General features: G+C 69.0%; 15 protein-coding genes and 2 pseudogenes. 9 read left to right on the top strand and 8 right to left on the bottom strand.

Annotated features, from left to right (window positions below; genetic code table 11):
• Positions 1-48: 48 nt before the first annotated feature.
• Complete coding sequence (locus tag ABT297_RS20455; protein WP_350551741.1) at positions 49-1206, top strand: CaiB/BaiF CoA transferase family protein; 1158 nt, start codon at positions 49-51, stop codon at positions 1204-1206.
• A 320-nt stretch (positions 1207-1526) separates the two neighbouring features.
• Here ABT297_RS20455 and ABT297_RS20450 read toward each other — a convergent pair whose 3' ends face one another.
• Positions 1527-1664: a hypothetical protein gene (locus ABT297_RS20450; RefSeq protein ID WP_350551739.1), complete on the bottom strand. Its 138-nt coding sequence runs from the start codon at positions 1662-1664 to the stop codon at positions 1527-1529.
• Positions 1665-1766: 102 nt separating this feature from the next.
• On the opposite strand from ABT297_RS20450, the gene ABT297_RS20445 reads away from it, so the two are divergent.
• Complete coding sequence (locus tag ABT297_RS20445) at positions 1767-1889, top strand: hypothetical protein (protein WP_350551737.1); 123 nt, start codon at positions 1767-1769, stop codon at positions 1887-1889.
• Positions 1890-2059: 170 nt separating this feature from the next.
• Positions 2060-2830 (top strand): MBL fold metallo-hydrolase, encoded by a 771-nt coding sequence (locus ABT297_RS20440; RefSeq protein WP_350551735.1) that lies wholly within the window; start codon positions 2060-2062, stop codon positions 2828-2830.
• Here ABT297_RS20440 and ABT297_RS20435 read toward each other — a convergent pair.
• Positions 2794-3009 (bottom strand): annotated as a pseudogene (locus ABT297_RS20435) (IS256 family transposase); the annotation flags it as partial. The gene ABT297_RS20440 and the pseudogene ABT297_RS20435 sit on opposite strands and share 37 nt — an antisense overlap.
• Before the next feature lie 261 nt (positions 3010-3270).
• On the opposite strand from ABT297_RS20435, the gene ABT297_RS20430 reads away from it, so the two are divergent.
• The gene (locus ABT297_RS20430) at positions 3271-4719 is read left to right on the top strand and encodes an MFS transporter (RefSeq protein WP_350551732.1); all 1449 of its coding nucleotides are present in this window, start codon (positions 3271-3273) and stop codon (positions 4717-4719) included.
• A 76-nt stretch (positions 4720-4795) separates the two neighbouring features.
• Here ABT297_RS20430 and ABT297_RS20425 read toward each other — a convergent pair whose 3' ends face one another.
• The 3 genes from ABT297_RS20425 to ABT297_RS20415 all read right to left on the bottom strand — a co-directional run bounded on the left by ABT297_RS20425 (position 4796) and on the right by ABT297_RS20415 (position 8811).
• On the bottom strand, positions 4796-5809 hold the full coding sequence (locus ABT297_RS20425; RefSeq protein WP_350551729.1) for an LLM class F420-dependent oxidoreductase: 1014 nt from the start codon (positions 5807-5809) through the stop codon (positions 4796-4798).
• Positions 5806-7560: an AMP-dependent synthetase/ligase gene (locus tag ABT297_RS20420; protein ID WP_350551726.1), complete on the bottom strand. Its 1755-nt coding sequence runs from the start codon at positions 7558-7560 to the stop codon at positions 5806-5808. The genes ABT297_RS20425 and ABT297_RS20420 overlap by 4 nt, the downstream gene beginning before the upstream one ends.
• Before the next feature lie 213 nt (positions 7561-7773).
• A complete protein-coding gene (locus ABT297_RS20415) occupies positions 7774-8811 on the bottom strand; it encodes an AraC family transcriptional regulator (RefSeq protein WP_350551724.1) in 1038 nt (345 codons plus the stop codon).
• Positions 8812-8913: 102 nt separating this feature from the next.
• Between ABT297_RS20415 and ABT297_RS20410 the strand changes: the two genes are divergently transcribed.
• Genes ABT297_RS20410 through ABT297_RS20395 form a run of 4 tightly spaced genes read left to right on the top strand, consistent with a single transcriptional unit; the run spans position 8914 to position 13007 of the window.
• A complete protein-coding gene (locus ABT297_RS20410; protein WP_350551722.1) occupies positions 8914-9750 on the top strand; it encodes a MaoC/PaaZ C-terminal domain-containing protein in 837 nt (278 codons plus the stop codon).
• Between the two features lie 19 nt (positions 9751-9769).
• A complete protein-coding gene (locus ABT297_RS20405) occupies positions 9770-10972 on the top strand; it encodes a lipid-transfer protein (RefSeq protein ID WP_350551719.1) in 1203 nt (400 codons plus the stop codon).
• A 30-nt stretch (positions 10973-11002) separates the two neighbouring features.
• Complete coding sequence (locus tag ABT297_RS20400) at positions 11003-11833, top strand: SDR family NAD(P)-dependent oxidoreductase (RefSeq protein ID WP_350551717.1); 831 nt, start codon at positions 11003-11005, stop codon at positions 11831-11833.
• Between the two features lie 16 nt (positions 11834-11849).
• Positions 11850-13007: an acyl-CoA dehydrogenase family protein gene (locus ABT297_RS20395; protein WP_350551715.1), complete on the top strand. Its 1158-nt coding sequence runs from the start codon at positions 11850-11852 to the stop codon at positions 13005-13007.
• Positions 13008-13134: 127 nt separating this feature from the next.
• Here ABT297_RS20395 and ABT297_RS20390 read toward each other — a convergent pair whose 3' ends face one another.
• The gene (locus tag ABT297_RS20390; RefSeq protein ID WP_350551845.1) at positions 13135-13479 is read right to left on the bottom strand and encodes a cytochrome P450; all 345 of its coding nucleotides are present in this window, start codon (positions 13477-13479) and stop codon (positions 13135-13137) included.
• A 62-nt stretch (positions 13480-13541) separates the two neighbouring features.
• Positions 13542-14081: a DoxX family protein gene (locus tag ABT297_RS20385; RefSeq protein WP_350551714.1), complete on the bottom strand. Its 540-nt coding sequence runs from the start codon at positions 14079-14081 to the stop codon at positions 13542-13544.
• Between the two features lie 547 nt (positions 14082-14628).
• On the opposite strand from ABT297_RS20385, the pseudogene ABT297_RS20380 reads away from it, so the two are divergent.
• Positions 14629-14923, top strand: a pseudogene (locus ABT297_RS20380) (transposase); the annotation flags it as partial.
• 18 nt (positions 14924-14941) lie between these two features.
• On the opposite strand, the gene ABT297_RS20375 reads toward ABT297_RS20380, so the two are convergent.
• Complete coding sequence (locus tag ABT297_RS20375; protein WP_350551712.1) at positions 14942-15370, bottom strand: VOC family protein; 429 nt, start codon at positions 15368-15370, stop codon at positions 14942-14944.
• Positions 15371-15544 lie beyond the last annotated feature (174 nt).

The raw sequence follows: 15544 nt of genomic DNA, 5'->3' as shown, positions 1-15544 counted from the left end.
GGACGAGCCAGTACCGGCTCGCATCCCCTACCTGCAGACGGGATCACGATGACCAATGAGAATCGACTGAAACCCGGGCCGCTGGACGGCATCCGGGTGATCGAGATCGCGGGGATCGGACCATCTCCGTACGCGGCGATGCTCCTCGCCGAGCTCGGGGCAGACGTTGTCCGCGTGGACCGACCGGGCGGCGCGGGGCTTCCGCATGCGCCATCCGACGCGCTGAACAGAAGCCGACCGAACCTGGCGATCGACCTCAAGCACCCCAGGGCCACAGACGTGCTGTTCAGGCTCGTGCGCCACGCCGATGTCCTGATCGAGGGGTTTCGACCAGGCGTGGCCGAACGCCTCGGCATCGGACCTGCTGACTGTCACGCAATCAATCCCGGACTTGTGTACGCGCGCATGACGGGCTGGGGGCAGGACGGGCCGCTCGCCGTACGGGCGGGCCACGACATCACGTACGCCGCACTCACCGGGGCGCTCCACGTCAGTGGTGGGACCGACAAGCCGCGCCAGGCGGCCAATCTGATCGCTGACTTCGCAGGCGGCTCGATGTTCCTGGTGGTGGGGATTCTCGCGGCTCTGCTCGAGCGGTCCCGCAGTGGTGCCGGCCAGATCGTCGATGCTGCCATGGTCGACGGAGCAGCGTCGCTGATGACAATGCTCTACGGCATGCACGCGCACGGCGTGTGGCGTGATGAGCGCGAGGCCAACCTCGTCGACGGCGGCGCTCCTTTCTACGACACATACCGCTGCAAGGACGGCAAGTTCGTTGCCGTAGGCGCTATCGAGCCGCAGTTCTTCGCTCAACTCCTTACAGGACTCGATCTGGAGTTCGACCAGTTCGACCGGGCCTCGTGGCCGGCGATGAGGGACGCCTTCAAGGACACCTTCGCTGGCCGGACGCGGGACGAGTGGGCTCGACATTTTGAAGGCACCGACGCCTGCGTAGCCCCGGTGCTGAGCCTGGCCGAGGCGCCCTCGCATCCCCACATGGCGGCTCGCGGCGTGTTCCACCAGTTGGCGGACGGTTACGAGCCGCAGGTCGCTCCGCGATTCTCGCGCACGCCCGGTCGCTTGCCGGGATCGGTTCGCACAGTCGGACAGGACAGCGCAAGCGTTCTCGCGCAGGCAGGGTTCTCGCCGGCAGAAATCGAGGAAATGGCACGAGAGGGTGTCGTACATCTGGCGCGCTCATCTTGATGGGCACCGTTCCACTCCCGGTTGTGGCCAGTGAATTGATCTTTTGAGGGTCCTTCGGGGCCGCGAGACTTGCGGTGCCAACCAGCACGTCCGCAAGCCCCGAAGAATCCCGGGCCGGTGGCGGGCGCCGGTACCAGGTTGGCCGAACCGTTCAACGCGAAGCGGCTGCTGCCGGTGGCCCGTACGGCTGGCTACACGGGTTCGGTCCATCACGGTCACCTCGGCTCCCCGCCGGCGCGGCCAGCGCGGGCCCGCGATGTTCGCCCCCACCACCAACATCCTGGGACCGCTCACCCGCGTCCCCTGCTCGCCAGTCCGGATTACTCCAACGCGCGGGTGGGCGTGGTGACCACGCAGCCGTCGGCGTACTCGGCCGTCTCGATGTCGGTACCGCCGCGGATGCGCAACGGCGCCCCGAGGTTGACGATGAGCAACGCCGACGGCATCGGCGGCAGCATCAGCCGGGCGTACGGCGGCGCACCCTCCGGGATGGTCCAGCCGCGCTGCCGCCAGCATCGAGCCGGCGCCGATCCCGGACGAGCGCCCGGCCGCTTCAACCAATGGCTCGACCACCTGCCCACCGCATCTCCGAACCCACCTCGGCCGAGCGCCGCGCGATGGCCGCCGAACTGGAAGCCGAACGCGCCGCCTACGCCGCGACCCGCGGCAAGCCCACCGGCTGACCCCCGCCGGCGTCGCGGCACCGGTCACGCTCCGTTGACCGAGGTGTGCGCACACCCAAGCCGTGCGCACACCCGCCCGCCCTATAGGAAACCCAGCGTGCGCACACTCGTGCGCACACCCCGCAGAGAAGTAGTCAATACCTGTGGATCAAGCGTTCTAGACTTCGCGGATGACCAGCGAGCCTCTCCGTCTTACGGTTCTGGGTTGTGCAACGCCATACCCGAGTGTGGATAACCCTTGTTCCGGCTACCTGGTGTCCGGTGGGGGCTCCCGGGTGTGGGTGGATGCGGGCAGCGGGACGCTGGCTCAGCTGCAACGACATGTCCGGCTGGACGAGTTGGACGCGATCTGGATCTCGCATCTGCACGCCGATCACAGCGCAGACCTCCTCAGTGCCTACTACGGCGCGCTCTACGCCGACATCCAGCTCGCGGCTCCGATCCCCTTGTACGGCCCGCCGGGCATCGCCGACCGGCTGGCCCACTTCCTCACCAACACCGCCACCCGCAGCCCGATCGAATCCGCCTTCGCCGTCGAGGAACTGCACGACGGACATCAGGTGCGGGTCGGGGCGCTCACGCTGACCAGCCGAGCAGTGGCGCACGGCATCCCCGCTTTCGCCCTGCGCGTCGAGGCCGCGGGCCGGTCGCTGGTGTACTCCGGGGACACGGCCCCCTGCCCTGGCCTAACGAGGCTGGCCAAGGGGTGCGATGTGCTGCTGTGCGAGGCCGAGAGCGCCCAGGCCCCGAGTGTGGGGGAACAGGTCCACCACACACCAGAGGACACCGGCGACACCGCCCGTGCGGCTCAGGCGGGACGGTTGATCGTCACGCACGTCGGGCGTTTCCTCACCCCGCAGCAGGCAGTAGCACGTGCCTCGACCCGATTCGACGGTCCCATCGACTACGCCGCACCTGGTGCCACCTTTCCGGTCGGCTGAGCCGCTGCGGCCTCGGGGCGTTCGACGAGATGACCGTTTTCGAAGTGGGCTCCGGCGCGGACCAAAGCGACGAGGTGGGGTGCGGTAACTGCCCTCCAGCGTTCTTGGGCTGATTCGGCGAGCTTGAACACCATGGCCAGCGCGGCGGCCGGGCGGCCGGCGCCGCGGTTCACCTGGGTGCTGCCATGGGTCGGTGTCGGTGACCAGCGCCGCGATGAAACGGGCCAACTGGGTGGTCAGACCCCCGCAGGGCCTGCATCACCGATACGGTGATCAACTTGTCGTCGATGCTGACGTAGAGTGCGGTCGCGAGGGTTTCCAAGACGTGCACGTTGCCTCAATGGTCTCGTGGCCAAGGCAACGTCGATCATGGACGCCCTCGCGTCTGCACCCTGTCCCGTGTCCCTTGGAATCGATCATCCAGCTCAGGTAGGTTGTCCATGACGGATTCGATCCGCTCAGCACCGACGGCCAGCTCGCAACCGGATCCCGCGCTCGCCGGCAACGCCGAGACCCTGAGGCTCACGCTCGCGTTGGTCATGGTGGCGCTCTCCCTTGGATTCGGGTCTGGCACCTTTCTGGCCGTGCTGCCGGACTTGTCTAAGTTCGTCGGCGTTTCCGCCGGTCAGCTCAACTGGCTCACTTCGGCGCAGTTGCTGTGTACGGTCGTCGCCGTTCCCATCGTGGGCCGACTGGGCGATATGTTCGGTCACCGCCGCATACTCTTCCTCGCAGTGGCCATGACGGCGATCGGCGGAGTTCTCCTGGCCTTGGCTACCAGCTTCGCCGCCATGCTGATCGGGCGCGCCATGCAGGGCGCGATCGGGAGCCTTTTCGCTCTGGGACCAGCCCTCGTGCGAGACCGGCTCCCCACAACCAGAGGGCACACCGTCATCACGGCTTTGGCGGGTTCGCTGCTCTTCGGTGCGGTCCTCGGCCTGCTGTCAGCGGCAAGCCTCAGCAAGGCCGAGCATGGAACGCAGACCGCCCTGGCGATCTCGGCCGTGGTGTACGCCACTGCTGCCGCACTCGTCCTGGCCGCTCCTGAGTCCGTGGTCCGGGCTCGCCGGAGCGTGGACGTCCCGGGAGCCATCCTGCTGGTTGTCGGACTGGGTTGCGTCGTCCTCGGACTCAGTCGGGTGGAGGTATCAGGATGGGCGGCCCCGTCGACCGCGGGCTTTCTGATTGCTGGTCTTCTTGTGGTGGCAGGGTGGGTTCGGTTCGAAGCGAGCACGCGCCACCCACTGATCGATGTTCGTGCGATGGCCAACCGCCGGGTGCTCCCGCCGGCTGTCATCGCTTTCGCGTTCGGCGTTGCCCAGTACGGCGCCCAGACAGCGGCGGTCACGTTCATGGCCAGCCCTGCCGACAAGCTGGGGTACGGCCTGTCCATGTCGATCAGGGACATCGCCCAACTGCTGGCGCCGTGCGTGATCGTCGGCTTCATCGCAGCCCTGTGCGCGGCCCGTCTGGCAGCGTTTGTGGGGGAGCGCGTAGCGTTCGTCGTCGGTAGCGTGCTGCTAGTTCTCGGCTTCGCCTCGATGATCGCGTTCCACGAGTCGAAGACGTCGTTCGCATTGGCGCTGACGGTTCAGTTCGCTGGCCAAGGTATCGCGCAGGCCATGTGGCCCGCCGTCCTGAGCGCAGCAGCGGAACCGACGGAGCGTGGCGCCATCACCAGCGTCGGTCAGTCGCTTGAGACCTTGGGTGGGGGACTCTCGACCGCGCTCTTCGCAACGATCCTCAGCTCGCTCGTGATTACTGGGACTGATGCTCCCACCGTCGGGGCATATGTATGGGTCTGGCTGATCTGCGGGGGGATTTCGGCGACGATCGTTCCGCTCGCGTACGTCCTTCGGCCGTCACGTCGGACTGTCCCGCGACTTTGAGGCTGCTCACATGAACGGCGTTGGTGCGGCGTGGTGCATGCAGGCGACCGCGTCGCCGGGCCTCGTGCTGCGGCTGTCAGTTCGCGATCTTGGCGAGTGTCTGTAGCTTGTCGCGGCCGTTCACCACGATCAGTGTGGTCACGAGGGACTCGCGCCAGGCCGCCAGTTCGTCGGCCACCTTCTCCGGCGGGCCGACCAGTGCGACCTTCTCGACCATGGCGGTGCTCACCGCCGCGATCGCCTCGGCGTGGTGCCCGTCGAGATAGGCGCTTTGGATGCGGCGGCACTCGTCCTCGAAGCCGAGCCGCGCGAAGGCGTTGTAGTGGAAGTTGGCCCCCTTCGCGCCCATGCCTCCGATATAGAGCGCCAGCAGGGGCCGAACCCGGTCGGCGGCCTGCTCGAGTTCGCCGAACTCGACGGACACCAGGCTCGCGATCTCGAAATCGTCAGGTGCGCCGCCGCGCCGGGCGAACCCCTCCTGGAGGCTGGCGCGGTGGACCAGGTCGTCGTAGGGGGAGTAGAACGCTGGGATCCAGCCGTCTGCGATCTCGGCGGCCAGCGCCACGTTCAACGGACCCTCGGCCCCGAGCAGGATCGGAATGGTCGGCCGCAGCGGTCTCAGCGACGAACGCAGCGGCTTGCCAAGCCCGGTGCCCGGACGATACGGCAGCGTGTAGTGCCGGCCCTCGGCGACGGTCACCTGCCTGGCCATGACGCTGCGCACGATCCCGATGTACTCGCGGGTGCGCTCGAGCGGGCGGGCGTAAGGCTGGCCGTACCAGCCTTCGACGACCTGTGGGCCCGATACGCCGAGTCCGAGGACCATCCGGCCGCCGCTGAGGTGGTCGAGTGTCATCGCGGCCATCGCCGTGGCCGTCGGAGTGCGCGCCGACATCTGGACGATCCCGGTGCCTAGCCTCAGATCGCGCGTCCTGGCGGCGTGCCAGCCCAGTGGTGTCAAGGCGTCGGCCCCGTACGCCTCGGCGCTCCAGATCGACTCGTAGCCGAGTTCCTGCGCCTGCGCGACAAGGGAGTCGGCGGCCGCCAGGTCGGCCTGGTCGGCGTAGCCGAGGCTGATGCCGAGTTTCACTTCCCATTCACCTCCGTGTTTTGGGCCTGCTGCGCCAGTGCGTGGTGCGACACTTCGCCCGGCGCCTGCCGGCCGCGCACGTAGAGCGCGTCGATCTCGGTTGCGTACTTGCCCGCGATCGACCGGCGGCGCAGCTTGTTGGTCGGCGTCAACTCGTCGCCGCCCGGTGCCCACGTGCCGGCGAGGATACGGAAGTACTTGATCTGTTCGGTGCGTGAGAGCCTGTTGTTCGCGCGGTCGATCGCTTCAGCCACCTCGCGGGTGACCTCCGGGTGAGCCACGAGATCGGCCGGTGCGTCGGCGACGATGCCCCGGGAGTGCGCGAAGGCGGCCAAGGCGATGGGATCGAGGGTGAGCAGCGCCACGACGTACGGCCGGGCCTCCCCGACCGCGACGATGCTGGCGGCCAGCGGCAGGCTCGCTTGCACAGCGGCCTCGATATTCGCGGGCGACATGTTCTTGCCCGACGAGTTGATGATCAGGTCCTTCTTGCGGTCGATGATCCGCACGCAGCCCTCGTCGTCGATCTGGCCGATATCGCCGGTGTGGTACCAGCCGTCGATCAGCGCCTCCCGGGTGCGTTCCGGATCGCCGCGATACCCGCGCATGAGCGCGGCCGACCGGATCAGTAACTCGCCGTCGGGGGCGACCCGGACTTCGAGGCCGTCCATCGGCAAGCCCACAGAGCCGGGCCGATTGCGACCCACGCGATTGATCGTCCCTGCGGCCGCTGTCTCCGACATCGCCCATCCCTCGCACACCTCGATGCCGAGGGACTGGAAATACTCGATGGTCTTCGGCGCGATCGGCGCGGCTCCGGCGATCAGCATGCTCGCGGCATCCAGCCCCAGTCGCGCGTGGATCGCCTCGCGCGCAGTCGGCGTCATCTTCGCGGGGTCCGCAACGAGGCCCTCGATCATCGCGCGCAGCTTGTACCAGAATGCGGGCACGCCGCCGAAGATCGTCGGCCGGGTCTGCGGCAGCACCTGGGCCACGGTCGACGGTTCGCGCACGGTCGTGATCGACGCGCCGTCGACCAGTGACAGATAGTGGCTGTAGTACCGGTTGGCGATATGGGCGTCGGGCAGGTACGACATCAGCCGCCCCCCACTGCGCGCGCCCGCAGCGATCTCCGGGATGCGACATCCGGCGCGTAAGCTCGCCAGCAACGCGTGGTGTTCGATCTCGACGCCCTTGGGGTTGCCGACCGTGCCCGACGTGTAGATCAGCGCAGCGAGATCGGTCGGCTCCACGGCCCGCCACGACTTGTCGAAATCGAATCCTGCACCGTCTTGCCGCTCCAGGCGGGCGAGCGCGATCGCCCCGTCGGCGTCACCGTCCACGCAGACGATGTCCTCCGCCGAGCCGCCGGCGGCCTTGATCCGGTCGACGAACTGGCGTTCCGTGACCACCACGGTGTTGCGGGCGTTGCGGAACAGGTAGCTGATCTGCTCGACGGAGCTGGTGTTGTACACGGAGAACGGTGCGGCGCCCAGGTGCAGCACGGCCATGTCCACTAGATGGAACTCCGGCCGGTTCGTCAGCATGATCCCGACGACGTCGCCGCGCCCGATCCCCAACGAGGCGAGCCCGCCGGCGATCGTGCGCACCCGCTCGGCGTAGTCATGCCAGGTCAACTCGACGCTGCCGTCACTGGCGCGCAACGCCACCTCTCCGGCGTGCGCCGCTGCGGTGTGCTGGAACAACTCGCAGAGACTGGCCATAGTCCCCGTCGAAGCGTCGCTGTACATGGACCCGACCTCCTGAATGCCGAGACGTCAACGTTCGATTCTGTGTCAGGAATCTCACGTGGCTCCCCACATGCTGGTGTGCGTCCGAACGAGGCTGAAGGACCGAACCGCGCGTGAAACGGGACCAGGAGGCATCGGCTTCGGTAGCCGGGTGGGTCCCGGCGTGGCGTAGTCGATAGCTGAAGAGACCTCCGGTAGATGGTTCTGCGGAGGCTACGACTGGGCGATGCCGGACGGCGGAGACGGCGCCGCGCCCCGCGCGAGGGCGCGGAACTCGGCCGGTGGTTGTCCGGTCCAGCGGCGAAACGCCCGGCGGAACGCGCTCGCCTCGGAGAAGCCGAGGCGGGTGGCGAGGCTCTCTACGGACTCGTCGCCGCGGCGCAGGCTGGCGATTGCGGTGTCGCGGAGGATCTCCTGCTTGATCTGGCCGATCGAGGTGCCGTGTTGGCGTAGCAGGCGCCGCAGGTGTTGGGTGCTGACGTTCAGCCGTGCGGCGATCTCGTCGGAGGTCGGCCAGTGACCGCGCAGGCCCTGTTCGAGGATGCGGCGGATGTGGTCGGCGACCGTCACGCCGTAGTCCCGTGTCGCGAACCACGTCCGCGGCTGGTCGTTCAGGTAGTCGGCCAACTCCGGCTCGTCGCGGACCACGGGCGTGCGAAGCAGCGCGGCGTCGAAGGTCAGTGTCAGCCGGTCGGTGCCGAATGTCGGTGTCAGCCCGAACACCGGCTCGTACTCGGCGGCGTAGTCCGGTGCGGGCCACGGCAGGTGCATCGCCCGCAGGGGGATGCGTCGGCCGGCCAGCCAGCCGAGCACGCGGTGGATCAGCGTCGCCATCAGTTCGGCGACCAGATGGTCCGGGTCGTCCACCTGGGTGGTGTCGATCTCGATGTGGGCCAGCGGGCCGTCGATCTCGACCGACAGCGGTGTCAGGCCGGGCAGCACGCGGCTGGCGCTGACGAGCCGTTGCAGGCTCTCGCCGAGGTCGTCGACGTGAATCACCGAGCGCATGATGAGCTGAAAGGAGCCCAGCGGGGCCGGCGGGCCGAGCCCGAACAGCTCGTCACCGGTGAGGATCCACAGCTCCTGGGTCAGCTCCGCTGCCTGCGTGACGGTCAACGGCGCCACGCCGCCGCGCATGGCGTCGGCCGGGATGCCGGTGCGGCGCAGCAGCAGCGCGGGGTCGAGCCCGCGCCGCTCGGCGATGACCAGCAGGCGCCGCACGACGATGCGGGGGATTGGAGAAGCTGCCACGCTGCCACGCTATCGGCTCGTGCGTGTCATGCGCGCTGCGGTCATGGATTCCGCTAGCGGCGGTACTCCTCGAAGCTCCGGCCAGTTCCTAGGTTCGTTGGTGTGTTCACCATCGAGCAGCTTGGCTCCTGGAGCAGGATCGTAGAGTTCCCCGTCACCCGCGACCGCATCGCGGCCTACGCGGCGGCGACAAACGACCTGACCCCGCAGCATGTCGACGGCACCGTCGCGCCCCCGGTCTTCGCCGTCGTGCCCGGGTTCGAGGTAATGGCCGAGGCCACGCTGGGCGTGGCACCGCCCGAGGCGGCATCGCGGATCCTGCATGGCCGGCACGACATCCACGTCACCCGGCCGATCGTGCCCGGCGACCTGCTGCGGTGCCGGGCCCAGGTCATCGGCGTGCACGCGCGCAGCTCCGGCGTCGCCGTCACGACGCTGCTGGAGACGACCGGCGCCGCCGGCGACCCGGTCAACGAGCAGTACTTCACCGGCTTCTTCCGCGGCGCGACCCATTCCGGCGACGCCGGACACACGGCCCCGGACCACAGCGCCGACCCGCAGGCGTCCGCCGACGTTCCGGAGCTGGCCGTCACCCAGCACATCGACACGGATCAGCCACGACGGTATGCGGAGGCGTCGGGCGACTTCATGCCCGTTCACCTCGACGACGCTTTCGCCCGGAAGGTCGGCCTGCCCGGCGTCATCGTCCACGGGTTGTGCACGATGGCATTCACCTCGCACGCGCTCGCCGGCGGGACCGGCCTCGGTGACCCCACCCGGCTGCGGCGCCTGGCGGTGCGGTTCAGCGCACCCGCCTTCCCCGGCCGCGCGATCACGACGAACGCGTGGCGCATCGGGGGGAACCGCTACTGCTTCGAGACCGTCTCCGACGACGGCGCGCAGGTCATCAAGGACGGTCTGGCGGAGTACACCGCCTGAGACCCGTAGGGAGGCAACGATGAGCAACAAGGCGTACGTCATCGGCGTCGGCATGACAAAGTTTGAGAAGCCGGGCCGGCGGGAGGACTGGGACTACCCGGACATGGCGCGCGAGGCCGGCACTGCGGCCCTGCAGGACGCCGGGGTCGGCTACGGCGAGGTGCAGGAGGTCTACGCCGGATACGTCTACGGCGACTCCACCAGTGGTCAGCGCGCCGTGTACGAACTCGGCCTGACCGGTGTCCCCATCGCCAACGTGAACAACAACTGCGCCACCGGTTCCACCGCGCTCTGGCTCGCCGCCCGCGCGGTGCGCAGCGGCGCCGCCGAGTGTGTCCTGGCCGTCGGCTTCGAGAAGATGGCGTCCGGTTCGCTGTCGGAGCACTACGCCGACCGCGCGCTGCCGCTGGGTCGGCACGTACGCGAGCTGGAGCGGCTGCGCGGCCCCGGCCGCCCGATGGCGCCGTGGATGTTCGCCGAGGCCGGCCGCGAGCACATGGAGCGCTACAGCACGACGGTCGAGCAGTTCGCCCGGATCGCGGTGAAAAACCACCGGCACTCGGTCAACAACCCCTACGCCCAGTTCCAGCGCGAGTTCTCCCTCGAGGAGGTGCTCGCCTCACCAGGGATCGTGGAGCCGCTCACCCGTCTGCAGTGCTCGCCCACCTCGGACGGCTCGGCGGCCGCGGTACTCGTGAGCGAGTCCTTCGTGGACCGGCACGGCCTCGCCGAGCAGGCGGTCGAGATCGTGGGTCAGGCGATGGTGACCGACTTCGAGGACACCTTCGACGGCACAGCGGCCGCGCTAGTCGGTGCGCACATGAGCCGGGCCGCCGCGCAGGCGGTGTACGACCAGGCCGGCATCGGGCCCCAGGACCTCAGCGTCATCGAGCTTCACGACTGCTTCGCCACCAACGAGCTGCTCACCTACGAGGCGCTGGGCCTGTGCGCCATAGGCGAGGGCGGCAAGCTCGTCGATGCCGGCGACACCACGTACGGCGGCCGCTGGGTGGTGAATCCGTCCGGCGGCCTCATCTCCAAAGGCCACCCGCTCGGCGCCACCGGTCTGGCCCAGTGCGCCGAGCTCACCTGGCAGCTGCGGGGCGCCGCCGGGGCGCGGCAGGTCCCGGCCGCCGCCGAGCGCACCGCCGTGGCACTCGCCCACAACATCGGCCTCGGCGGCGCTGCGGTCGTGACCGCCTACCGTCCCGCCGACCGCTGAACATCGCACATCAGAGAAGGGCACCACGACATGGGCAAGCTGAACGGTCGCGTCGCGCTGGTCACCGGCGGCGGGCGCGGGATCGGCCGGGAGATCGTGCGCAAGCTGGCGGCGGACGGCGCCAGCATCGTCGTCAACGACCTCGATGCCGAGCCGGCGGCACAGACGGTCGCTGACGTCACGGCGGCCGGCGGTACCGCCATCGCCTGTCCCGGCAGCGTCACCGAGGCCGGTTTCGCGGAGCGTTTCGTCGGCACCGCGGTCGAGCAATTCGGTGGTGTCGACGTCATCGTCAACAACGCCGGCTACACCTGGGACTCGGTTGTGCAGAAGATGACCGACGAACAGTGGGACGCGATCCTCGACGTCCACCTCAAGGCGCCGTTTCGGATCCTGCGAGCCGCCCAGCCGGTCATCGCCGCCGCGGTCAAGCGCGCCCGGGAGGCCGGCGAACCAGTGCCGTGCCGCAAGGTCGTCAACATCTCGTCGGTGGCCGGGTTGAGCGGCAACGTCGGCCAGGCCAACTACGCAGCCGCGAAAGCGGGGATCACCGGTCTCACGAAGACCCTCGCGAAGGAGTGGGGGCGGTACAACGTCACAGTCAACACCGTCGCGTTCGGTTTTGTCACGACCAGGCTCACCGAGACGGCAGCCGGGGGCGGCAGCACCATCGCCGTCGAGGGCCGCGAGATCAAGGTCGGCGTGAACCCGCAGCTGCTCGCTGCCATGGAACAGGCGATCCCGCTCGGTCGCGCCGGTACCCCGGCGGAGGCCGCCGGCGCGGTCTACCTGTTCTGCCTGCCCGAGTCCGACTACATCAGTGCACAGACCGTCGTGTGCAGCGGTGGGCTGACGATCTGAAGGGGAGGTCGCCACCATGCGTCGGGTGCTCTACGACCACGACCACGAAACCTACCGCGACAGCGTTCAGACATTCCTGCGCAAAGAGGTGGTGCCGAACTACGCCGAATGGGAACGTGCGGGCATCGTCCCTCGGGCACTGTTCACGACCGCCGCGGACCTTGGAATGTTCGCCGCCGTTCCGTCCGAGTACGGCGGGGAGGGTGTCGATGACTTCCGGTACAACGCCATCATGCTGGAGGAGTCGGCGCACGCCGCGGTCTGGCCGGCGATGGCCGGACCGTCGCTGCAGGCGGACATCGTGCTGCCGTACCTGCTGCGGCTCACCACCGGTGAACAGCGGCTGCGGTGGCTGCCTGGCGTCGCCTCCGGACGCACGATCACCGCACTGGCGATGACCGAGCCGGGCACGGGCTCCGATCTCGCCGGCATCCGCACCACCGCGGTCCGCGACGGCGACTGCTACGTCGTCAACGGTGCGAAGACCTTCATCACCAATGGCATCAACGCTGACCTCGTCATCGTCGCCGTGCGCACCGGCGAGCACCCCCACCGCGGCCTGAGCCTGCTGGTCGTCGAAAGAGACTCGGCGGGGTTCGAACGCGGCCGCAACCTGGACAAGATCGGCCACCACGCCCAGGACACGGCCGAGCTGACTTTTTCCGACGTCCGCGTGCCGGTCGCCAACCTCCTCGGCGAGGAGGGGTCAGGGTTCGCCAGCCTCACCGGCAACCTGGTGCGAGAGCGGGTGTCCATCGCGGTGTCGGCGGTCGCACAGGCGACCGCGGCGCTGCGCTGGACCGTCGAATACGTGCGGGAGCGGCGGGCGTTCGGCGCGCCCATCGGCGCGCTGCAGTACACCCGGTTCCGGCTCGCCGAGATCGCGACCGAGATCGAGTTGGCGCAGCACTTCGTCGACCGGTGCGTCCTCGAGCTCAACGCCGGCACGCTCGGGGCGGTCGACGCGGCGAAGGCGAAGTGGTGGACCACCGAAATGCAGGGCCGGGCCGTCGACGCGTGCGTCCAGTTGCACGGCGGCTACGGGTACATGCTCGAGTACCCGATCGCGCGGGCGTTCATGGACTCGCGGGTCAGCCGGATCTACGCGGGCAGCACAGAGATCATGAAGGAGATCATCGGCCGCTCGCTCGACCTCGGCGGAGCGGCTCGATGAGCGGAGCCGTGGGGGACGGCGGTTCACATAAATAGACCTTTACGAATGGAATCATGTGCCGTAAAGTGCCCGATGGGACCGGCGTCTTCCCCCGTGGATGCCGGTCCCCTTTTGGGTGCGGCCCGTTTCAGCCTTGCAACGTGACGCGCAGCGTCGACAGGGACCGGCTGCGGAACGAGCGGCGCCACGCGGGGCCGTCAGACGGCTCCGCCAGGGTCAGGCGCGGGTGGCGTCGAAGCAGTTCACCGACGGCCACGTCGGTCTTCAGGATGGCCAGCGCCGCGCCGAGGCAGTGGTGCGGACCGTGGCCAAGGCCCAGGTGCGGCGCGCTCGGGCGGCGCAGGCGGAACACGTCAGGGTCGTCGACGACCGACGGGTCGCGGTTCGTGGCGGCCAGGCTCAGCAGGACCGTGGCGCCTTTGGGGCTCGTCACCGGGCCGTAGGCCAGGTCTTCCAGGGCGAACCGGCGGATCGACAGCTGACACGGCCCCTGCCGGAGGGCAGGGGCTCCCTCGCCTTTGTGGTCGGGGCTGGTCAGAACTGGGTGTGGGTCATCGTGTACCAGGTGGGCACGAACATCGTCAGTACCATCGCCACCAGCAAGGCGGCCGACATGACGGCGCGACGGGTGGTGAGGGGCCCGGGCTCGGTGGGCCGCTGGGTCCGGCGTCCTACCGCGATGAACGCGGACACGCCGCCCAGCACGGTGTTGGCCGGCACCAGTTCGTATTCGCCGCGGATGATGTGGAAGCCGGCCGCGAGGAGCATGGTGAGAGCGAGGGCGGCCGCGGCGAGTGGGGTCAGGGCGGGCCTGACCCTGGTGACCGCCGGCAGGATCAGGCCGATGCCGCCGAGGACCTCGCAGATGCCGATGAAGACGATGAGTGGCTGCGGCACTGCGGCGTACCAGGCCACCGCCCGGGGTGCCGCCGCGTACAGGTCCGCGTCGTAGAGCAGCACCTTGCCGAAGCCGCTGCCGGCGAAGAAGAAGCCCCACACGATCTGCAGGGTCCACAGGACGCCGTTGAGGGTCAGGCGCAGCCGACGCGGGGTGGCGGTGACGTGTGAGCTCATGTCGTGTCTTCCTTGCAGGCGTTTGTCGCTGACGGGAGAGATCGGACCATCGCGGGGCCCCGGCGCGCGCCGGGCGTGGGACACCGTGGGACACCCAAGACACCCCTGCCTGCGCGAACGCGACCGCATTCCAGCGTCGTGGAAGGGACATGCGCGCGGCGGGGCGGCGCCGACGGCCCCGTCCGGCCGGTGGCCTGGGCCACGCCGAACACGTCGGCGTGGCCCAGGAGGTGGTTCGCCGCGGCTGCATGGCCGTCGTGCACCGCGCTCACCGGGAACGCCATGCCCTCGCCGGCCGGTTCGCCTGCGCGCCGCGCTGCGAGGTCGCGGCACGGCCGGTGGAAGTGATGCTGCCGGTGCTGAGCGCGGACAGCGCCTCGGCGGCGGTCTGCGCGGACGGCGCCGGGAACGGCTCGCCGAACAGGGCGAACCAGACTGCCGGAGGCCGGCAGCGTCGATCCGTCCAGCAGTGGCACCGCCGCCACCGCCTGGACCCAGCCGGTGTGGCCGGTCAGCGGCGCACCCACCGGCTCAGGCGACCGACGTCGGCCGCCCTCGCACCCGGCCCGACGCGGTCGCCGGGGGCAAGGCCTACTCGTCCCGGGGCAACCGCTCCCACCTGCGCAGACGCGGCATCACGGCCGTCATTCCGGAAAAGAGGGACCAGGCCGCCAACCGGAAGAAGAGGGCCCCAGGGTGGCCGCCCCGTCGGCCACGACGCGGACCTGTACGAGGAGCGGAACACCGTCGAGCGCCTGATCAACAAGCTGAAGGCCTGGCGAGGTATCGCGACCCGGTACGACAAAACCCCGGAAGGTTACCTCGCCGGCCTCCACACTTGATCACAGCTCGGTCGCAGCCTAGGGGCGGGCGTAGGGCCGAGTCATGATCTCCATGTTGTGGCTGTCCGGATCGTCGAAGTAGGCGCCACGGCCTCCGAATAGGCCATTGACGTTGCCGGGGTCGGTGTGGTCGGGGTCGGCGTAGTACGTGACCCCGATCGCCTCCAGACGGGCGATCGCGGCGTCGAACTGCTCGTCAGGCACGAGGAAGGCGTAGTGCTGTGACTGGATCGGCTCGTCCCTCTTCTCGTAGTAGTCGAGCGTCACGCCGTTGCCAAGGTCAACGGGCAGGAACGGCCCGAACGGGGCGCCGACCTTCAGGCCCAGGACCGCGGCGAGGAACTCCGCGGACAGGTACCGGTCGCTTGCGTAGACGGCGGTGTGGTTCAGCTGCACGCCGACCGTCGGCAGCTCGAATTCATGCGGGTACTGCTGGGCATAGGGCATCAGTGGCGTGTCTCCGGTCTTGGGATCCGTTGGAACGGGCGCCGCGCGCGGGCGCAGGGAGCAAAGACGCGGAGAAGGGGGGCGGGCCTCGTGCCCGCCTCGCGCTCACGCCGAGGCCGGGAAACTCACTCGTGCATGGCCCAAGGCCGACCCGGCAGTCACCCGGCCGACCTT

The organism is Dactylosporangium sp. NPDC000555, assembly GCF_040300025.1.
Classification (GTDB): domain Bacteria; phylum Actinomycetota; class Actinomycetes; order Mycobacteriales; family Micromonosporaceae; genus Dactylosporangium.
This window is presented reverse-complemented; position numbering and strand designations above follow the sequence as displayed.